Here is a 19,451-nt window from a genome sequence, read left to right on the forward strand (position 1 = left end):
GTCAGGTCGGAGGAAAGCCCTGTTACGGCCGGGGTGGTGCCGGACCTAGCGTGAGGTGTGTTGACCACGCCGGGTTCGGACCGGGCTTGTAGCGGGAGTTGTGATGATCGAGGTCCAAGGGCTGACCAAGCGGTATGGCCCCACCACCGCCGTAGACGCGCTGAGTTTCGACGTACGCCCCGGAGCCGTGACGGGCTTCCTCGGTCCGAACGGCTCGGGGAAGTCGACCACGATGCGCATGATCATGGGCCTGGACCGCCCCGACACCGGATGGGCGCGGATCGGTGGGCGCGCGTACGGCGAGCTGCGTCGGCCGCTGCGCGAGGTGGGTGCGCTCCTTGAGGCGCGGACGTTCCATCCGGGCCGCAGTGCGCGGGCGCATCTGTCGGCGCTCGCCGCGGGCGGCGGCATCGAGCGCGGGCGGGTGGACGAGGTGCTGGGTGTCGTCGGCCTGAGCGCGGTCGCGGGGCGGCGGGCGGGGACGTTCTCGCTGGGCATGGCGCAGCGGCTCGGCATCGCGGCCGCGCTGCTGGGCGACCCGGCGGTGCTGCTCTTCGACGAGCCGGTCAACGGCCTCGATCCGGAGGGGGTGCGCTGGATCAGGGACTTGATGAAGTCCCTGGCCGCCGAGGGCCGCACGGTCCTGCTCTCCAGCCATCTGATCAGCGAAATGGCGCTCACCGCCGACCACTTGGTGGTGATCGGCCAGGGGCGGCTCCTCGCCGACACCTCGGTGCGGGAGCTCACCGCGCGCGGCCGCTCGCTGGAGGAGGCGTTCTTCGCGCTGACCGGGAGCGCCGCCGAGTACCGCGGCGACACCGGCCACTCCGCCTCGGGCCGCGGCCGCTTCAGCTCCGGCACCAGCACCGGCACCGGCACCGGCACCGGCACCGGCCACCTCGGCTCGGAGAGGAACGCCCGATGACCTCCCTCACCTCTCCCGCCACCGCCCCGCGCGCCTACGGCTTCCGGGACGCCGCCCGCATGGAGTGGATCAAGCTCCGCACGCTGCGCTCCACGTCCTGGGCGCTGCTGCTCACGGTCGCGGGCATGGTCGCCATCGGCATCGTCACCATGGCCAACACCAAGGCCCCGACGCCGGACAAGGCAGCCACGTTCGACCCGACGAACAACGTCCTCGCGGGTGTCGCCCTCGGCCAACTGCTCGTCGGCGTCCTGGGCGTCCTCGTGATCACCGGTGAGTACTCATCGGGGTCCATCCGCTCCACGCTCGCCGTGATCCCCGACCGCCGCCTGCTCCTGACCGCCAAGGCGACGGTGTACGGCACCATGGTGCTGCTCATCGGCGAGGTCGTCAGCTTCGTGACGTTCTTCGCGGGGCGCGCGGCGCTCGCGGACGGAGTGCCGCGACCGGACATCGGGGACCCGGGGGTGCTGCGGGCCGTCCTGCTCTCGGGCGCCTATCTGGGCCTGATCGGGCTGATGGGCATAGGCATCGGCGCGATCACCCGGCACACGGCGAGCGCCATCGCCGCGCTCGTCGGCGTCACCTTCGTCCTCCCCGCCCTCATCGGCGGCATCTCGGGCCCGACGGTCGCGAAGTTCTTCCCGACTATGATCGCCGGTAACTCCCTGGCGGTCGCCAAGCCCGTCTCCGACATGCTCGCCCCGTGGACCGGCTTCGCCCTGCTGTGCCTGTACACCGTTGTCGTCCTCGGTGCGGGCGAGCGGTTGTTGGTCCGCCGGGACGCCTGACAGGACACTGATCATCATGCACGCCACCCGTTCGGCCACCCCGACCGCTCCCCCCGCCCCTGCCATCCCCACGACGAGAGCGCGCGCCCTCGGACGCACGCTGGTGCGTGCCCCGCTGACCCGGCGTGCCGGTGCCGAGGCGCTGCACTGCCTGCTCGCGTTTCCGCTCGGCCTGGCGGGCGGCGTGGTCCTGGCGGTGCTGCTCGCCGTCGGCGCGGGTCTGACGGTGTCGCTGCTCGGCGCGGTCATCGGCCTGTTGATCCTGGTGGGCGTGGTGCGGCTCGCGCGGGTGCTCGGCGAGGCGCATCGGCGGCTCGCGTCCGCCCTTCTCGGTGAGCGGGTGCCGGGCCTGGCGCCGCCGTCGCCGGGCTCGGGCGTGTTCGGGCGCCTCGACGCGCGGCTGCGGGACGGGCCGGGGTGGCGGGCCGTGACGTACGTCCTGGCGAAGCTGCCGGTGAGCGCCCTCGGGATGTATGCGGTGCTGTGGTGGCTGACGGGCCTGGTGAACATCACGGCGCCGCTGCGGTGGGGCGTCTTCGGGCAGAACCCCGAGTCCGGCGCCGAGGGCGGCATGCCCGTCCTCACGCCCATCCCGGTCGGCGGCCTCGAAGTGCACAGCTTCGCGGGGACGTTCGGGGCGCTGGCGCTGGGCCTGGCCCTGCTGTGGCTCGCGCCCTGGGCGACGCGCCTGGTGGTGGAGGCCGACCGGCGGCTGCTGCACGCGCTGTTCGTCCCCAGCGGACTCGCCGACCGGGTGCGGGACCTGGAGGAGACGCGTGCGCTCGCCGTCGACGACTCGGTGGCGCTGCTGCGCCGGGTGGAGCGGGATCTGCACGACGGTGCCCAGGTCCGGCTCGTCGCGGTCGCCATGAGCCTGGACATGGTCAAGGAGCGGCTCGGTCCGGCGAGCGACGGGGACGACGTCATCCAGGACGGCGACCGGTCCATCGATCTGGCTCGGGTCCGCCAGCTCGTCGACGGCGCGCATCTGAACGCCACCGAGGCCCTGATCGAACTGCGCGACCTGGCCCGCGGCCTGCACCCGCCGGTCCTCGACGACGGCCTGCCCGACGCGCTCGCCACGCTCGCCGCCCGCAGCTCCATCCCCGTCGAGCTGACCACGCACGTCCCGCGGCGGCCCACGCCCGCCATCGAGACCATCGCGTACTTCTGCGCGGCCGAGCTGCTCACCAACGCCATCAAGCACAGCGGCGCCACGAAGATCATCCTGACGGTGGGCGAGTGCGACGACGGTCCGCTGCGCCTGCGGATCATCGACGACGGGTGCGGCGGCGCGACGGTCGGTACGGGCAGCGGCTTGACGGGCCTGACGCAGCGGCTGCGGCCCGTCGACGGCAGTCTGCGCATCGACAGTCCGCAGGGCGGGCCGACGGTGGCCATCGTCGAGCTGCCTCTGCACGCGTGAGAGCATTCCGCCATGCGTGTCGTGATCGCCGAGGATGCCGCAGTGCTGCGGGAATTGCTGGCCCAGATGCTCATCGAGCGCGGGCATGACGTGTGTGCCGCGGTCGGTGACGCGGAGGCGCTGCGCGTCGCGGTCGACGAGCACCGCCCGGACGTCACCGTGGTCGACATCCGGATGCCCCCGTCCCACACCGACGAGGGGCTGCGGGCGGCGATCGACATCCGCCGCTCCCACCCGGGCACGGGCGTGCTGCTCTTCTCCCAGTACGTCGAGACGAAGTACGCCACGCGGCTGCTCGCGGACGGGTCGGCGGGGGTCGGCTATCTGCTGAAGGACCGGGTGGCGAACGTCGCGGAGTTCGCCGATGCTCTGGAGCGGGTCGCCGCGGGGGGCACCGCGCTCGACCCGGAGGTCGTCACCCAGCTGGCGGGCGCGAGCCACCGCGCCGCCGAGCTCGCCCCGCTGACCGAGCGCGAGCGGCAGGTCCTCTCCCTGATGGCCGAGGGCCGGTCGAACGCCGCGATCGCGCAGGCGCTCGTCGTCTCCGCGGGCACGGTCGAGAAGCATGTGGCGGCGGTCTTCGAAAAGCTGGGGCTGCCCGCGTCGCACGACCACAACCGGCGGGTGCTCGCGGTCATCCGGTATCTGCGGTCCTGACTCCTGACGGGGCCGGTGAACCCGCGCGGTGGCGGGGCCGGCCGGCTCGCTTCGTACGGGCGTAGTGGCGCCGGGCCCGGTCCCGGTTGCCGCAGTCGCCCGAACTGCACCAGCGGCGGGCGCCGTTGCGGCTGCGGTCCAGGAAGAACCATCCGCAGCCCGGCCCCTCGCAGCGCCGCACGCGGGACAGCGCCTGCGCGTCGCTGAGCAACTCCTCCGCCTGGAGGGCGAGTTCGTCGCACAGGGTCGCGGGGACCAGGCTCAGGGGGAAGGCGCGGGGCAACCCGGCGCGCTCGCGGGCGGTGAGGGTGGCATCGCGCAGGGCGTCCCAGACCTGGTCCGGGGGGACGGTGCCGTCGGCGAGGGCGTCCAGGGCCGCCGTGAGCACCTCGCGCAGGGCGCGCAGGGCCGCCTCGTCGGGAAGCGCGGTCGCGGTCAGCCCGGCTGTGGTGGCCCAGCGGGTCCAGGCCGCGGCGTCCGGTACGCGCTCGGCCTGGCGACTGTCGTCGGTGCGCCAGGCCACGGTGTTCACGAAGTCCAGGACGGGGTGGCCCGCGATGTGCGACGGCTCGATCGTCTCGGCGGTGGATTGCGGCTCCTCGGTCACCTTCTCACCTTAACGCGTCTCGCAAAGCTCTAACGAGTAAAAACCGAATAGCTTGTTAGGGTGCCGGGATGGACACCCTCTTGCGGCGACGGCCCGTCACCCCGCCGGACAGCTTCCGGTCCGGACTCAGAACCGGATCCGGCCTCGCGGCCGCCTCGTTCCTGCTCGCCATCAGCTTCGGCGCGCTCACCCAGGCCCAGGGCTGGGGCCCGGTCGCGCCCGTCGTCTGTTCGCTCATCGTCTTCTCCGGCTCAGCCCAGTTCGCGATGGTGGCCACGCTCAGCGCGGGCGGCGATGCGCTCGCCGCCGTGCTCGCCGCGGCGCTGGTGAACATCCGTTTCGTCCCCATGGGCATAGCCATCGCCCGGGATCTACGAGGGGGGCGGCTGCGCCGAGCACTTGAGGGGCAGGCGGTGATCGACGGCTCATGGGCCGCGGCCCACCTGGGCGGTGGCCGCTTCGACCGGTCGCTGCTCTTCGGGGCGACCGTGGTCCAGTGGCCGTCCTGGGTCGTGGGCACGGCCATCGGCGTGGCGGTCGCCCCCGATCCCGATCTCCTGCACACGCTCGGCATCGACGCCCTCACCCCGGCGCTCTTCGCCGTCCTGCTCCTCGACGAGCTCAAGCGCGGGCGGGAGGGGTGGCTGTCCGCCGGTATCGGCGCGGCGGTCGCGGGGGCGCTGATCGCCGTGGTCCCGGCCGGGCCCGCCCTGGTCGCGGGCGCGGGGGCCGCGGCCCTGGTCGCGCTCGCGCGCGGCGTCCGGACCGTACGGGCCGACCAGGAGGTGGCCCGGTGAACACGGCACAGCTGTGGGCCGCGATCGCGGCGGTCGCCCTGCTCAGCTTCTCCTTCAAGGCGGTGGGCCCCGCCGTGTTCGGCGGGCGTGAACTACCGGCCCGCGCACGGACGGTGATCGCGCTCATGGCTCCGGCGCTGCTCGCCGGGTTCGTCATGGTCGACCTGGCGGGCCGGGGCTGGTCCGCGCTCGACCTCAGTGTGGTGGGCGGCGTCGCCGTCGGGATCGGCGTACGCCTGTGCAAGGCGCCGTTCCCGGTGGTGATGCTGGCCGCGGCGGTGGCAACGGCCCTGCTGCGCTGGGCGGGCTAGGGCTTGTCCGGTGGGCCGATGGAGCGGTGGGCCGATGGGGCGGTGTGCCGGTCCACCGGACAGCCCCTGGGGCACAGGCCGTCCCTCGACGCCACGGGGAGCGCTCCGCTTGTGTGCGGTTGCCCCATTGTGTGGTGATCGAGCCGTCGGGACCGCTACCGTCGAGCCCCGGGATTCCGGGACCCGTACCCGCCGGGCCGACGCTCCAGGGGGACCCATGACGGCCCAGAGTCCTGTCGTGATCGTCGTGTTGGTCCTGTTGACGGCGCTCGTGGCGTCCGGCACCGGCGCGGCCGCGTGGCTGAAGCTCGGCCGGGACCACCGGCCGCACGTCGTGGCCCGGATGTGGCTTGCCGAGACGCCGTACTACCGCATCACCCACCCCGGGAAGAGCCGCTACCGCCTGGAGCCCACCGAGGCCCTGGCCGCCTATCCGCGCGGCGCGGCGGCGGGGGTCTCCACACAGCCCGAGGTGCGCATCGACGTCACCAACACGCGCGACCGCACGATCAGCGTCAACGAAGTGGAGCTCGCGTTCCGGGAGTTGGAGACCGAGGCGGGCGGGGCGAGGACCGGCGCACCCCCGGTCGTGCGCGGCCCGCGCATCGTGATCACGTTCCGCGAGGGCCACGACACGCACGCCGCGCACGCCGCGCTGGCCGCCGACTTCGGCCTGGTCGTCGACCGGGTCCAGGGGAACGCGGTGCACTGCACGCCGGTGCGGCCCGCGCCGCCCGCCGCCCTGGAGGAGCTGGTCCGCAGCATCGCGGACCACCCGTCCGTGGCCGCGGCGACCCTCGATGTGACGGGCGAGCCCCACTCCGCCTTCGATCGCCTGGAGGTCGTACAGCTGCGCCTGCGGCACGGCACCCGCACCTACCGGCACCCGGTCGGCCACACCGTCGCCGCCCGCGAGTCGCTCACGATCCCGTTGGCCGTGGGCTGCGACGCGCCGTTGACCGGCAGCGCCGTGGTGCGGCTGCTGCTCGACGGGGAACACACCCGTGACGTCGGGGAGCTGGAGGTCCGGCTCGCGCCGCCCGCCCGGGTCGCGGTGCTCCAGGAGGGCGACGACCAAGAGGGCGACGACCAGGCGAGCGACGATCGGGCGGGCGACGACGGGAGTCCGCCCGCGCGCGGCGCTCCAGCCGGGCGGTGACCGGCGTGCCGGGGCCGGAGGAGACCGCCCGCCTCCTCGCCCGGATACGGGCCGAGCTCGCGCGCGACCCGACGGCTCCGCGGCCCGCCCCGGGCCTCCACAGCACGGCGCTCGCCCTGCACCACGTGCGCGACCCGGACAGCGGCGCCCCTCTGGTGCCGACCTACTCGCACCTCGCGGAGCAGATCCAGAGCGCCGACGCCCGCTGGCGCAAGGCCACAAGGGACTGGCCGGACTCTCCGGACCTCCAGCGGGTGAGCGCGTATCTCCCCTTCCCCTGCCCGCTCATGCCGCTGCATCTCTTCCCCTCGCCGTGCGTGGCCGTGATCGACTCCGGTGTGCTCGCGGACCATCCGCTGCTCGCCGGGAGGCTCGCCTGCGACCCGCTCGACGTGACCGGTGAAGGACCGGAGGACATCTGCGGGCACGGCACGGTGCAGGCCGTCCGGCAGGTGCTGTGCGAACCGGGCTGCCGGATCGTGTCGGTGAAGGCGTTCCGCGGACCCGACGGACTCATCGGCGTGGACGACCTGCTCGCCGCCCTGCAAGCGCTGCTCCCCCTCGACGTGGGCTTCGTCTTCATGGCGGGAGGCATCGACCTGAGCGCGTACCCGGAGCACGCCCGGCGGGTCGAGGAGGCCGTCGAGGCGTTCCTGGAGGCGAAGGGGCTGCGCCACAACTTCGTCGCGACGACGGGCAACCGGGGCAGGTCCGCGCGGTGGTGGCCGGCCGAGTGCCCTTCCGTGCTGGCCATCGGCGTCGTCGACGAGCGCACGTACCGCTCCGCGACCGGCGCCCGGGGCGGGCTCACCATCACGCAGCGCGGGCCCCTCGCGAGCTTTCCCGACCTCACTCCCCTGCCGATCCCGGAGTTCCGCCTCCGCTACGCCGAGCGCTTCCTCACCGCCGGTTTCCCCGACCTCGCCGACGCCTACGCCCGCGAGGCCGAGCAGCACCCCGGCACCGCGCCCGCGGCCACGGACCTCCGCATCCGCGTCGCGCTGGCGCGGCACGATCCCGGCCGGGCCGAGGAGTTGGCGCGCGCCGCCCTCGCGTCCGCCCCCGGCGATCGGGACGCGCTGGTGCGCCTCGCGCAGATCCTCCTGCTCGGTTCCGGCCGCGAAGCCGAGGCCGAGCGGTGTCTGGCCGCCGTGCTCGCGGCACGGCCCGCCGACGCCGATGCCCTCGCGCTGCGCGGTGTGGCGCGGGAGCGGGGCGGCCACTCCGGCGAGGTCGACGACTTCGCGGCGGCCGCGCGGCTTGCGCCCGCGCACCTCGTGTCGCTCCAGGCGTGCGCGGTCCGCGCGTTCTACCGCGAGGAGTTCGCCAAGGCCGAGCGGGCGAGCGCGCTGCTTGCGGAGCTGGATCCGAGCTGGGCGTGCGCACTCCACAACCAGGCGGTCAGCGCGTTCTTCGCCGGGCGCCCGCGCCGGGCCCGGCGCCTGGTCCGCGCCTACGTCCGCGCCGCCCGCCTCCTTGACACCAGCGACCGGCGCGTCCTGCCCGATGCCGTGCTCGCGTTGATGCGGGGCGGCGACCGGGCCGCGCAGGAGGCCCAGTTGGTCTTCGTGACCGACAGCCGACGGCAGCACGCACCGGCGCACACGGCACTCCTCCGCACCCTGCGTTCCGGTACCTGCGCCCCCGTACCGGAGAGGGAGGCACTGCGCCTGGCGCTCGGTGTGCGGGACGCCGTGGAGCGCGTCCTGCTGTACGCAGGCCCGGAGGAGGCCGCGCGGCTCGCCGCGGGGATCGTGCCGCTCTCCGCCCGGCTGCGCGCGGGCGGCGGGCGCGCCGCCGCGGAGGCGCACGAGACGACGGCCCTGCTGCGGCTGCGTACGGGTGAACACCGCGGCGCCGCCGAGGAGTTCGCGGCCGCGGCACGCTGCTGGGAGAAGGCGGGGCGCCGGCGCAAGGAGGCCGCGCTCGCCCACGAGGCGTACGCCTGGATCGCGGCCGGTGAACTCGGCCGTGCGGACAGCGCGTTGACCGCGGCGATGGAGTACGCCACGCAGGTGCGCGCTCGCGGCCCCCGCCAGGAGACCGTCACCACGCTCATGACGGCGCAGGTCGGCGTCGGCCGCGCCGTCGCGTGTCTGGCGCGGGGTGACGCGGCGGGCGCGCGGGAGCACACACAGCAGGCGCTCGACCGGGAGGGCGGCGTGAATGACGGTGGCGTACGCGGTGATGACCTCGCCGATTGGCTCGCCAACGTCGACACGCTGCTCGCGCTGGCGGCCGTGCACGCACGGGACGGCACCCAGACGGAGGTGGACGCCGCCCTGGCCCCGCTGTTGCGGATCGCCTGCGAGGACGGCAGCCGGATGCGGGCCCTGCTGCGCAGGGTGGAGGACCTGCCGTTCCTGAACGTGCCCCTGCCCGACGGCTGCGCCCTCCACCGCCACCTCGTCGACATGCTGCAACGGCTCGACGTGGTGGCCGTGCGGTGCACGAACAGGGGCGCGCACGCGGCACGGGAGGGAACGGAGTCGGAACGGGGGCGCACGCCACACCGCACACCACACCCACATACCCCGACCACCGACGGCACCCGGCCGACCCCCGGCACCCCGACCGCCGACGACGCCCTGCCCACCGACGCCACGCCACCGTCCGACGAGGGCATCCTCGTAGCCGTACTCGGCAGCGGCCTCGACCCGCGCGACCCCGCCGTCGCCCCGTACCTCGTCGGCACGGCGGACTTCGCGCACGAGGCCCCGGACGACGACAAGGGGACCGGCACCGACGGCTCGGCGGACTCCACCGCGTACGCCCGAGCGCTGCTCGACTCCGTGCCGGGCGGCGGGCCGCACCCCCGGCTCCTGTCGGTGCGGGTCCTCGGGCCCGGCGGCAACGGCGCGGTGTCCTGGCTGGTCCAGGGCCTGGTCTGGGCGCGGCACCAGGGCGCCCGCGTCGTGCTCGCCCCCGTCGAGACGAACGTCTTCGACCAGCACCTCATCGGCACCGTCCAGCGCCTGGCCGCCCATGGGGTCGTGGTGGTCGTGGACCGGCCCCCGGCCGGGCGGGGCACGGTCTTCCCGGGGCAGGTCGCGGAACACGTCGTCATCACGTGACGTGCACCGGCCGTCATCACACGACGTACACCGGCCGCCCCCACCGCTCGGGAAGTCACCACCGGCCCCTGTGAACGCACGCGCCACGGCCGCCGTAAGCAAGGGTGTACGCGCCGCCCCGCGGAGCGAACAGAACGAGCGGAAGGACAGGGGCATATGTCAAAAGCACCACCACATCGTGTGTTGCCAAATCCCTTACGAGCCTGAGCCCGCTGTGCCAGAGTCGTTACCGGTCGAGAAGTTGTTACTGAAGTCAGTTACGAAAATCAGCACGCGCAAGGCGCACGAACACGCCGGCCGCACCGCATCGCCTACGGAGCCCCCATGCCGTCCCATGTCTTCGCGGACCGCCCCGCCCAGCCGCCCGAGCGCGGCGCGGTCGACGCGCTGATCACACAGACGCGCCGGCTCCGCGGCGAGGTGGACGCCGTGCGCCGTGAGGCCGTGGCCGACCACGGCGACCCCGCGGGCCGCTGGCAGCGCGCACTGTGCGACCTGGCGGTCCACCAACTGAACGACCTGCACGGTCACTTGGCCCAGCTGCGGGACGGCCCGCCGCGCCCCGGCCGCCCCCAGGGCGGCCCGGCGCGGCCGGAGCCGCAGCGCGGCTCCCTGCTCAGCCGCGTGGGCAGCGCCGAGTGGAACCTGCTCACGGACGAGGCGAGCTGGTCCGGCGAGCTCTACCAGATCCTCGGCCGCGACCCGGCGGCGCCGCCGCTGTCCCTGGACGAACTTCCCTCCCTGGTGCACCCCGACGACCAGCCGCTCCTGACGGCGATGGTCACGGACTGCCTGGTCGACGGCAAGCCGATCGACGGCGAGTTCCGCGTCGTCCGCGCCGACGGCGCCACCCGGCAGGTGCACATGATGGGCGAGCCCGTGCTCGCCGCCGACGGCTCCACCGCCTCCATGTGGGCGGTCCTCAGAGACGTCAGCGAGCTGCGCCGCAGCCAGCGAGTGGTGCGCGAGACCCGTGACTCGCTGCAGCGCCAGCGGCACATCGCGCAGACCGAGCACCGGCTCGCGGTCGAGCTGCAGGAAGCCGTGCTGCCGCCGTGGCACGGCTCCCTGCGGTTCCCGCAGGGCGGCCCGGCCGGACTCGACCTGGCCGCCCACTATCTGCCGTCGTCGTCGAGCGCACTGATCGGCGGCGACTGGTACGACGCGCTCGAGCTCACCGACGGCCAGACCCTGCTGACCGTCGGCGACCTCACCGGGCACGGCGTGACGGTCACGTCGGGCATGGCGATGCTGCTCGGCGCCCTGCGCGGCATGGCCGTCGCGGGCACCCGCCCCGCCACCCTCATGGGCTGGCTCAACCACTTACTCGACGCCTCCGCGCAGCCCGCGCTCGGCAGCGCCGTCTGCTGCCTGTACGACCCCTCGCGGCAGACCCTCACCTGGGCGCAGGCGGGCCACCCCGCCCCGCTGCTGTTCCGCGACGGGACGGGGCGCGCCCTGACGCAGCCGGACGGCGTGCTGCTCGGCGCCATGTCCGGCGCGTCCTACGAGCAGGCGGAGATACGGCTGCTCCCCGGTGATCTTTTGCTGCTGCACACGGACGGCCTCGTGCCGCGGCGTTCCCGAGATGCCGCGACCGGCCGCCTGCTCGCCCTCGCACCGCGCTTCGCCGAGGCGAGAACGGCACAGGACTGCGTGCGCCTCACCGTCGAGGAATTCGGTGTGGCCCCGCGGGAGGACGACGCCTGCCTGCTCGTGGCGAGGGTCGACGCGTAGGCCGCACGCCCCGCGGCCCCGCACCGAACGCACCGAACGCTTGGGCCTCGTCGGCCTCGTACGCCGCGTACGCTGCTGCTCCTCCGCCTGCGCTGCCCCCGATGCCCGCTATGCCTGCACCCATGTGCCTCCCCCGGGCCTGCCCGCGGCCCTCGGCAGGGCGTGCTTGATCTCCTCGCGCAGGTCCTCGATCTTCGGATAGCCCGCGTACTGGGCGGTGAGCCGGTACATCTCGCGCAGCCGGTCCCAGGTGCGGTGCGAGGAGTTGGAGCCCATGGACACCAGGGCCAGACGCGCGTACCGGTCGGCCTGTTCCGGGTCGTCGGCGATGAAGCAGGCCGACGCCAGCGAGATGTAGTCGAAGATCGTCGACCGGTCGCGGCCCTTGAGGCGCAGCGCGATGGCCTCCTTGGCGTGCCGCTGGGCCACCATGGCGGCGGTCGGCTCGTGCTCGGCGAGCGTCCGGTAGGCGAGCGCCTGCATGCCGTGCAGGTCCGCCTCGTCGAACATCTGCATCCAGCTGGGCGGCGGCACGTCCCCCTTGTCGGAGACGAAGAGGTCCTCGGCCTGACCGAGGGTGCGCCGCATCGCCTGGCCCTTGCCCATCGACGCCTGCGCCCAGGCCTCGATGGTGCACAGCATGGCCCGGGTGCGCGGCAGCGTCTGGTCGCCGGAGCCCGACTTGGCGAGCTTCATCAGGTCCAGCGCGTCGTCGGGCTTGCCCAGGTGCACCATCTGGCGCGCGGCGCGGGACAGGGCCTCGCCGGCGCGCGGCCGGTCACCGCCCTCGCGGGCCGCGTGCGCGGCGATCACGAAGTACTTCTGGGCGGTGGGTTCGAGGCCGACGTCGTGGGACATCCAGCCGGCGAGGACGGCGAGGTTGGCGGCGACGCCCCACAGGCGCCGCTGGAGATGTTCGGGGTGTCGGTAGGCGAGCATGCCGCCCACTTCGTTCAACTGGCCCACGACGGCCTTGCGCTGGAGCCCGCCGCCGCGGGAGGCGTCCCAGGCGCGGAACACCTCGACCGAGCGCTCCAGCTCCTCGATCTCCTGGGACCCGATCGGGGCGGCCTCGTAGCGGTCGAGTCCGGCGGGGTCGGCGTGCAGGGGATCGTCGAGGCGGGGGGCGTCGGCCTTCAGGGTCGGGTCGGTGTGCAGCCAGTCGTGCATGGCGCTGGTGAGTGCGGAGCCGGCGGCGAGCGCGGCACCCGCGCCCACCAAGCCGCGTCGGTTGAGCATGAGGTCCATTCCCGTGAATTCGGTGAGGACCGCGGCGGTTCGCTCGGGCGCCCACGGCACGCCGTCGGGGTGCTCAACGCTCCCGTCGCCGCGCTGTTTGCCTACGCGCCCGTGCCGGACCAGACCGAGGTCCTCGATGGTCACGACACGGCCGAGACGCTCGGTGAACAGAACCGCCAGGACCCGCGGCACCGGATCGCGCGGGATCTCGCCCGTGTCGATCCATCGCCGTACCCGCGAGGTGTCGGTGGCCAGCTGCGGATGACCCATCGCCGCCGCCTGCCGGTTCACCAGTCTGGCGAGTTCACCCTTGGACCATCCGGTCAGGCCGAAGAGGTCCGACAGGCGGGTGTTGGGTTGTCCGTTCACATCAAGCCCCCAGGTTCTCGGCTGAGTTGACAGTAGCCCTCTGTCAGTTGCTGAGCGACTATTCGCCAGGGTTCGCCAGGGTGCGCCACATGGTGTGCCACGGGGCTGCGGGTGTCAGGTAGGAGTGCGCCACCCCGACCCGGTCGCCGCAAGGCATTCCCCAGGGTGCACCCACAGCGGCCGGGGCGGGAGGGCGCCGCAACTCACAGGCACACGAAGGGATCTGTATCGCCCATGTACGCAGCATCGTCCTCCGTGTCCGCCCCGCACCGGCCGCTGCGCCCCCACCCTCAGCCCCGTGGCACCGCCGCCCGGCCCGCGGAGGCTCCCTTGTCGGGCGGCGGTCCCTATCTGGCCCCGGCCCGGCCCGCCGCCGCACCGCTCGCCGCCGGCCGGACGCGGCGCGCCACGGCCACCGCGAACGGACCGCTCAGCGGGAGACTCGACTTGTCCGGCCCTCAGGGCGCCCAGCTGCGCACCGCGATCGCGTCGGTGCACCGCATCTGCCCGGAGTTCCACCCGGTGCAGGTGCTGCGCCGCAGCGGCCGCACCGTGCTGCTCGTCGGTACGACGGGTCGCAGCACGGCCGTCGCCAAGTGCCTCCTGGACCACTCCCCGCTGTGGGCGGAGCGGATCCGCCACGAAATAGCGGCCTACCGCTCGTTCGTCCGGCACCGTCCGCCGGTCCGCGCGCCGCGCCTGATCGCGGCGGACCCGGACGACTGCACGCTGGTGATCGAGCGGATGCCGGGGCGCGTCGCCGCGCTCCAGCGCCACCCCGCCGAGGCGCCGCCGCGCGCCGACGTGCGGGCGGCGATGAGCGCGGTGTGCCGGCTCAACCAGTGGCGCCCGCCGCAGGAGATGTTCGGCAAGCCGCTGGACTACGGCAAGCGGATCTCGCGCTTCCATGAGCTCGGCCTCCTCACGGACCGGGACATGGGGGATCTGCAGAAGCTGCTGCACGGCATAGCGCACGCGCACCCGTCGGGTCCGCAGCTGACGTGGCAGTTCTGCCACGGCGACGCGCTGCTTTCGAACATCCTGCTGTCACCGGCGGGCCCGGTCCTGGTCGACTGGGAGCACGCGGGCTGGTACTTGCCGGGCTACGACCTGGCGACGCTGTGGTCGGTGCTCGGTGACGCCCCCGTGGCGCGCCGGGACATCAGCCAGCTCGCCCAGGCTCCGGGTCCGGCGGCGCGCGACGCCTTCCTGGTCAACCTGATGCTGGTCCTGACCCGGGAGATCAGGCTGTGCGAGACGGCCGTGCAGCGCACGCTGCACGAAGCGGCGCCGACGGCGCCGGGTGCCGCACACGCCGGTGCCGCGCCGTCCGGCGAGGAACAGCGGCTGCTGCTGCGGCGGCTGCACGACGACTGCCAGATGGCCCGCCGGGCCGTGCGCGCGGCGGTCGGCACTCGCTGACGGGGGCGGAACCCCGCGGTGCGCCGGACAGGGACGCATCGCGGGGTTCCGTGCGTCAGCACGTCAGCACGTCATTACGTCAGCACGTCAACGGGTCATCGTGGTGAGGGCGTCGTGGAGGGCGGCGGCGTGGGGCGGTCCTTCGGGCCAGCGGGCGCCGATGTGGCCGTCGGGGCGGACGAGCAGGGCTCCGTGCGGGCCGGTCTTCCAGAAGTCGGGCAGCTCGCGGGGCAGGGCCTCGACGCGAAGCGGGAAGGGTGCGCTGGATTGCTGCCAGGCGGCGGGGTCCGGGGTGAGCAGCGTGAACCACTCGCCGACGGTGTCGAGGGTGGAGCGGTGGGGCGCGAGCCAGAGGTGCGGCATGCGCCGGCCCGGCTCTGCCGTGGGGACATAGTCCGTTCCGCCGGCAGAGGGCCCGGACGTATCGGACGCGGCGCCGTCGCCACCCAGCACGGCGCCCGAGCGGTAGGTGACGCCGAGCACGAGGCCGAGTTGCGCGAAGTACTGCTCCGACCAGGGAAGTTCAATCCGGCCTGAGGCGACTTCACCGGAGTGGAGCTGGTCGCGGCGGCGGCTCTGCACCTGGATCATGAGCTTGGTGTTGGCCACCGCCTGGCGGAGCGTCTCGTGGGCGACGGGTTGCCGTTCCGTCCCGTAGGTGTCCACAAGCCCCGGCGCGGCCCACCCCTGCAGCACGCCCGCCAGCTTCCAGCACAGGTTGTGCACGTCGGCGACGCCCGCGTTCATGCCCAGGCCGCCGGTGATGGGGAGCGCGTGCGCGGCATCACCGGCCAGCAGGGTCCGGCCGTGGCGGAAGCGCTCGGCGACCCACGCGTTCATCACCCAGTGCTGCACCCGCAGCACGTCGACCCGCGCCACGTCGGCCCGCACCCCGGTGCCGGGACCGAGCGCGCCCGAGACGAGGGCGCCCCAGTCGGTGTGCGCGGGGTCCGCGGGGGTGGGGCCGAACCAGGCCCAGCCACCTTCCGGGTACAGCGGCGCGAACGATCCGTGCGCGGTGGCGTACACCCCGGCGGGTTGGCGGGCGCACCAGTGGTCGAGGTCGGCGTCGAACACGACCGTGGTGAAGTTCCCCATCGCTCCGGGTCCCGTGGTGCCGATGCCCAGGAGCGGCCGGACGGTGGAGCTCGCGCCGTCGGCGGCGAGTACGTAGCGGGCCCGGACCCGCGTCTCCTCACCGTGCCGGTGGTCGACGAGCACGGCCACGACGCCCTCGGTGTCCTCGGCGTTCTCCGTCAGGTCGACGAGCTCGACGCCGAAGCGCACGGGTGCGTCCGCCGCCGCGAGGAGGGTGGGTTCCAGGCGGTCCTGCGAGGTGACCACGCCGATCGCGGGGCTCTCGGGCACGGGCGCGTGGACGCCGACCATCGCCGCCGAGGCGAAGTCGCGGTCGTACAGGGTGTCGCGGAAGCGGATGCGGCCGTACTCCGGTGGGAACGCGGCGGCCGCGATCGTGCCGGCGAGCCCGAGCCCGCGGTAGATCTCCATCGTGCGCACGTTGACCAGGCGCGACCGGGGAAAGGGCGAGAGGGCGCTGCGTTTCTCGACGAGGAGTGTCCGCACGCCCCAGCGTGTGAGGAGTGCCCGCGCGGTGAGCCCGACCGGCCCACCGCCGACGATCAGCACCGCCACCTCGGCGTTCGCCACGCTCATGTCGATTCCTCCTGCCCACCGGGACGAGCAAGGCCCGACCGTATGCCCTCCGTGGTGGGTTGCCCGGCGTGGCGCGCTGGGCCGCGGCCCCTCCGCACGGCGGCGGAGGGGCCGGGCACCGCTGCGGAATCAGCCGTTCGAGAACGCTACGGCGTCCACGTCGAAGGAGTTGTTCTGCGGCGACTTGAAGACCAGGTACAGCTTGTGCGTGCCGGTCAGCGCCTCCACACCGACGGCCGGGGTGTTCCGGTACGTGTCCCAGTCCCCCGTGTTGAGCACGGGCGTCGTGGCGAGGAGCTTGCCGTCGGGGGCGTCGGCGCGCAGTTCGATCGTGCCGGTGCCGTACGGCGACGACATGCGGTAGGCGACCTCGGTGACGCCCTCGACGCTCATCGGGGTGAAGGCGATCCAGTCGCCGTTGCTGATGTCCCCGATGCGCTTGCCGTTCTCGGCGCCCGCCTGGGCGACGATCCGGGTGCCCGCCTGGTCGTCGTGGTACTCGGCCTGCTTGTGCTTCGGCTGGAGCACCGAGCGGCCGTGGCCGGTCAGGGGGCTCGTCCCCGCGGCGCCCTTGTCGGTGTACCTGGCGTTCAGGACGTACGTGAGGTCGGCGCCCTCCGGATGGCCGCCCAGGTCGCCGGTGTCGATGGTGCCCTCGCAGCCGGGGATGTCCGTGGTCGGGTGCTCGTGGTCGTCGTGGCCGAGCGCCGGGTTCACGAAGACCTTGGCGCAGTCGACCGGGCCGTCCTCGGGGTCGGTGACCTTCACCTTGTACGGGACCTTGTCGCCGAAGGCGATGAGCCTGCCGTCGACGGGCGTCTCGACGCTCACCTTCGGTGCCGTGTTGCCCGCGGTCACCGGGATGTTGGCGTAGCCGGACCTGCCGGTGGAGTCGGTGACCTTCAGCTGGGCGTTGAAGTCGCCCTTGGCGGTGTAGGTGTGGGCCGGGTTCGGGTCCGTCGAGTCGAAGGTGCCGTCGCCGTCGAAGTCCCAGGCGTAGGTGAGCGGGTCGCCGTCGGGGTCCTTGCTGCCCTCGCTGGAGAAGTCGACCTTCAGCGGCACGGGCCCGTCGGTGGCGGACGCCTTCGCCTTGGCGACCGGACGCCGCTGCCCCTGGGCGTAGTCGACGCGGTAGAGCCCGGAGTCGTTGTTGCCGCCGTCGAACTCGCTGCCCCACTCCAGGACGTACAGCGAGCCGTCCGGGCCGAAGGTCATGTCCATCGGCTTGGTGAACTTCACGGACTTCAGGAAGTCGTTGATCTTCAGGAGCCTGCCCGAGCTGTCGAAGCGCATCTCCTTCACGGAGTTGCGGGCCCACTCGTAGAAGAACTGCGCTCCGTCGAAGTACTGCGGGAACTTGGTCGTGGACGGGTTCTTCGCGTCGTAGCGGTAGACCGGTCCGCTCATCGGCGCCGAGCCGCCGGTGCCCATCTCCGGGAACTCCTTCGACGCGCCGTAGCCGTACCAGACCTCGGGCAGCGTCAGCGGCGGCAGGTCCTTCAGGCCGGTGTTGTTCGGCGAGGGGTTGACCGGCTTCGCGCAGTCGAACTTGGCGCCGACCTGCTGGGTGTCGGGGTTGTAGGGCGCGTACGCCTGGTTGTTGCCGTGACAGAAGGGCCAGCCGAAGTTGCCCGCCTTCTTGATGACGTCGTACTCGACGAGCCCTTCGGGGCCGCGGTCGGTCGTCGGGCCGCCGCGGTCGGGGCCGTAGTCGGAGACGTGCACGTCGCCGGTCTTCTGGTCGACGGTGAAGCGGAAGGGGTTGCGGAAGCCCATGGCGTAGATCTCGGGCCGGGTCTTCTTCGTGCCGGGCTTGAAGAGGTTGCCCTTCGGGATGGTGTAGCCGCCCTTCGCGGTGGGCTTGATGCGCAGGATCTTGCCGCGCAGGTCGTTGGTGTTGCCGGCTGTGCGGGCGGCGTCCAGCATCTGCTTGCCGGGGCGCCAGTCGAGCGGCGCGTAGCCCTGCCAGTCGGGGTCGAGGTTCGGGGGTACGTCGTCGCCGACGCCGAGGTACAGGGTGCGGCCGGGGCCGAACTCGACGGCGCCGCCGGTGTGTCCGGGCTCGGGGAAGGTGCGGTCGCGGTAGGCGGGGACGTCGAGGATCTTCTTCTCGCCGGCGAGGTCGAGGGTGTTGTCCTTCCTGACGGTGAAGCGCGCGAGGCGGTTCACGTCGTCGGTGGCCTTCGCCGGGGCGTAGTAGAGGTAGATCCAGCGGTTCCTGGCGAAGTCCGGGTCGAGCTCCATGCCGACGAGTCCGTCCTCGCCGCCGGTGTAGGTGTCGACCTTGCCCGCGGAGGTGGTGGTGTGCGTGGCCGGGTCGAAGATCTTCACCTCGCCGTTGCGCTGGGCGTAGAAGACCTTGCCGTCGCGCGCGACGTCGAGCTCCATCGGGTCGGCGGTGTTGTCGTCGAGGGTGACCTTCTCGTAGCCGGACCAGACGGTGCCGCCGCAGTCGCCGGGTTTGTTGCCCGCCGCCCACTGGATGCCGCCGAGGACATGGGCGCGGAAGGCGGGTTCGCTGTAGGAGGCCTTGTCGTGGCCCATGGCGGTGGCCCACACCTTGCCGCCCTCGGCGTTGCGGCACCAGGAGATGGGGTGGTCGGCGCCCATCGCGGAGCCGCCGGGGTTGTACGTCGTCTCGTCGGTGGAGACCAGGACGTGCACGTCGCCGCGCGGGTTCTTGTCGAAGTTGTACCACTCCTCGGGGCGCTCCCAGCGCTGCGGCAGGCCCTTGGTGGAGGGGTGCACCTGGTCGGCGACCTTGGCGGTGCCCTTGAGGACGCCGGGTGAGTGGGCGGGCATGTGGGCGCCGCCGTTGATGGTGTCGTCCCACCAGGGGAACGTGTCCTCGATGCCCATGTCGAGGGTGTTGTGGAGGGCGACGATGCCCTTGCCGCTGCGCACGTACTTCTGCACGGCCGCGCGCTGGGCGTCGGTCTCCCAGACCATGCCGGAGTTCTGGAGCATCACGACCACGTCGAAGTCCTTGAGCTTCGCGTCGTCGAACACGGCCGAGTCGGCGGTCTGGACGACCTCGAAGCCGTTCGCCGCGGCCTGCTCCTCGACCATCGTGATGCCGGCCGGGATGGAGTCGTGGACGTATCCGACGGCCTTGGTGAACAGCAGCGCGCGGAAGGCGGGGGCCTTGTCGGCGGCGGTGGCGGTGGCCGCGGTGGCGGGCAGGAAGCCGATGGCGAGGATCAGCGCCGCCAGGGCACCGACGGCCGTACGCCACCGGCCTCTCCCTCGATACATGTCGCGGA

13 protein-coding genes and 1 pseudogene are annotated in these 19,451 nt (G+C 73.1%); 10 read left to right on the forward strand and 4 right to left on the reverse strand.

Going from position 1 to position 19,451, the window contains the following annotated elements:
- Positions 1 to 103: 103 nt before the first annotated feature.
- From ACFWZ5_RS00260 to ACFWZ5_RS00275, 4 genes and pseudogenes are all read left to right on the forward strand, one after another.
- Positions 104 to 742 (forward strand): annotated as a pseudogene (locus tag ACFWZ5_RS00260) (ATP-binding cassette domain-containing protein); the annotation flags it as partial.
- Positions 743 to 921: 179 nt separating this feature from the next.
- Positions 922 to 1,716: an ABC transporter permease subunit gene (locus ACFWZ5_RS00265; protein ID WP_384786776.1), complete on the forward strand. Its 795-nt coding sequence runs from the start codon at positions 922 to 924 to the stop codon at positions 1,714 to 1,716.
- Positions 1,717 to 1,732: 16 nt separating this feature from the next.
- Positions 1,733 to 3,142: a sensor histidine kinase gene (locus tag ACFWZ5_RS00270; RefSeq protein WP_384786779.1), complete on the forward strand. Its 1,410-nt coding sequence runs from the start codon at positions 1,733 to 1,735 to the stop codon at positions 3,140 to 3,142.
- Positions 3,143 to 3,154: 12 nt separating this feature from the next.
- Positions 3,155 to 3,799: a LuxR C-terminal-related transcriptional regulator gene (locus ACFWZ5_RS00275; RefSeq protein ID WP_384786782.1), complete on the forward strand. Its 645-nt coding sequence runs from the start codon at positions 3,155 to 3,157 to the stop codon at positions 3,797 to 3,799.
- On the opposite strand, the gene ACFWZ5_RS00280 is transcribed toward ACFWZ5_RS00275, so the two are convergent.
- Positions 3,777 to 4,406, reverse strand: coding sequence for a CGNR zinc finger domain-containing protein (locus tag ACFWZ5_RS00280; protein ID WP_384786785.1), 630 nt, complete (start codon positions 4,404 to 4,406; stop codon positions 3,777 to 3,779). The genes ACFWZ5_RS00275 and ACFWZ5_RS00280 overlap by 23 nt on opposite strands.
- 68 nt (positions 4,407 to 4,474) lie before the next feature.
- On the opposite strand from ACFWZ5_RS00280, the gene ACFWZ5_RS00285 reads away from it, so the two are divergent.
- The 5 genes from ACFWZ5_RS00285 (at position 4,475) to ACFWZ5_RS00305 (ending at position 11,484) form a co-directional block, all read left to right on the forward strand.
- On the forward strand, positions 4,475 to 5,203 hold the full coding sequence (locus ACFWZ5_RS00285; protein ID WP_384786787.1) for an AzlC family ABC transporter permease: 729 nt from the start codon (positions 4,475 to 4,477) through the stop codon (positions 5,201 to 5,203).
- Positions 5,200 to 5,514 (forward strand): AzlD domain-containing protein, encoded by a 315-nt coding sequence (locus ACFWZ5_RS00290; RefSeq protein WP_384786789.1) that lies wholly within the window; start codon positions 5,200 to 5,202, stop codon positions 5,512 to 5,514. The genes ACFWZ5_RS00285 and ACFWZ5_RS00290 overlap by 4 nt, the downstream gene beginning before the upstream one ends.
- A gap of 238 nt (positions 5,515 to 5,752) precedes the next feature.
- Complete coding sequence (locus tag ACFWZ5_RS00295) at positions 5,753 to 6,673, forward strand: hypothetical protein (RefSeq protein ID WP_384786792.1); 921 nt, start codon at positions 5,753 to 5,755, stop codon at positions 6,671 to 6,673.
- A complete protein-coding gene (locus ACFWZ5_RS00300) occupies positions 6,670 to 9,747 on the forward strand; it encodes a tetratricopeptide repeat protein (protein ID WP_384786794.1) in 3,078 nt (1,025 codons plus the stop codon). The genes ACFWZ5_RS00295 and ACFWZ5_RS00300 overlap by 4 nt, the downstream gene beginning before the upstream one ends.
- Before the next feature lie 324 nt (positions 9,748 to 10,071).
- The gene (locus ACFWZ5_RS00305; RefSeq protein WP_384786797.1) at positions 10,072 to 11,484 is read left to right on the forward strand and encodes a PP2C family protein-serine/threonine phosphatase; all 1,413 of its coding nucleotides are present in this window, start codon (positions 10,072 to 10,074) and stop codon (positions 11,482 to 11,484) included.
- A gap of 108 nt (positions 11,485 to 11,592) precedes the next feature.
- Here the strand turns inward: ACFWZ5_RS00305 and ACFWZ5_RS00310 are convergent, their stop codons facing one another.
- The gene (locus tag ACFWZ5_RS00310; RefSeq protein ID WP_384786800.1) at positions 11,593 to 13,092 is read right to left on the reverse strand and encodes a hypothetical protein; all 1,500 of its coding nucleotides are present in this window, start codon (positions 13,090 to 13,092) and stop codon (positions 11,593 to 11,595) included.
- Positions 13,093 to 13,326: 234 nt separating this feature from the next.
- Between ACFWZ5_RS00310 and ACFWZ5_RS00315 the strand changes: the two genes are divergently transcribed.
- On the forward strand, positions 13,327 to 14,514 hold the full coding sequence (locus ACFWZ5_RS00315) for an aminoglycoside phosphotransferase family protein (RefSeq protein WP_384786802.1): 1,188 nt from the start codon (positions 13,327 to 13,329) through the stop codon (positions 14,512 to 14,514).
- Between the two features lie 87 nt (positions 14,515 to 14,601).
- Here ACFWZ5_RS00315 and ACFWZ5_RS00320 read toward each other — a convergent pair whose 3' ends face one another.
- Together ACFWZ5_RS00320 and ACFWZ5_RS00325 are read right to left on the reverse strand one after the other, a co-directional pair.
- Entirely contained in the window at positions 14,602 to 16,188 is a 1,587-nt protein-coding gene (locus tag ACFWZ5_RS00320) for an FAD-dependent monooxygenase (RefSeq protein WP_384786805.1), read from the reverse strand.
- Between the two features lie 129 nt (positions 16,189 to 16,317).
- Positions 16,318 to 19,443, reverse strand: a complete 3,126-nt coding sequence (locus ACFWZ5_RS00325; RefSeq protein ID WP_384786808.1) for a ThuA domain-containing protein — start codon at positions 19,441 to 19,443, stop codon at positions 16,318 to 16,320.
- Between the last annotated feature and the right edge of the window lie 8 nt (positions 19,444 to 19,451).

The sequence above is a fragment of the Streptomyces sp. NPDC059003 genome, from assembly GCF_042740445.1.
In the GTDB taxonomy this organism is placed as follows: domain Bacteria; phylum Actinomycetota; class Actinomycetes; order Streptomycetales; family Streptomycetaceae; genus Streptomyces.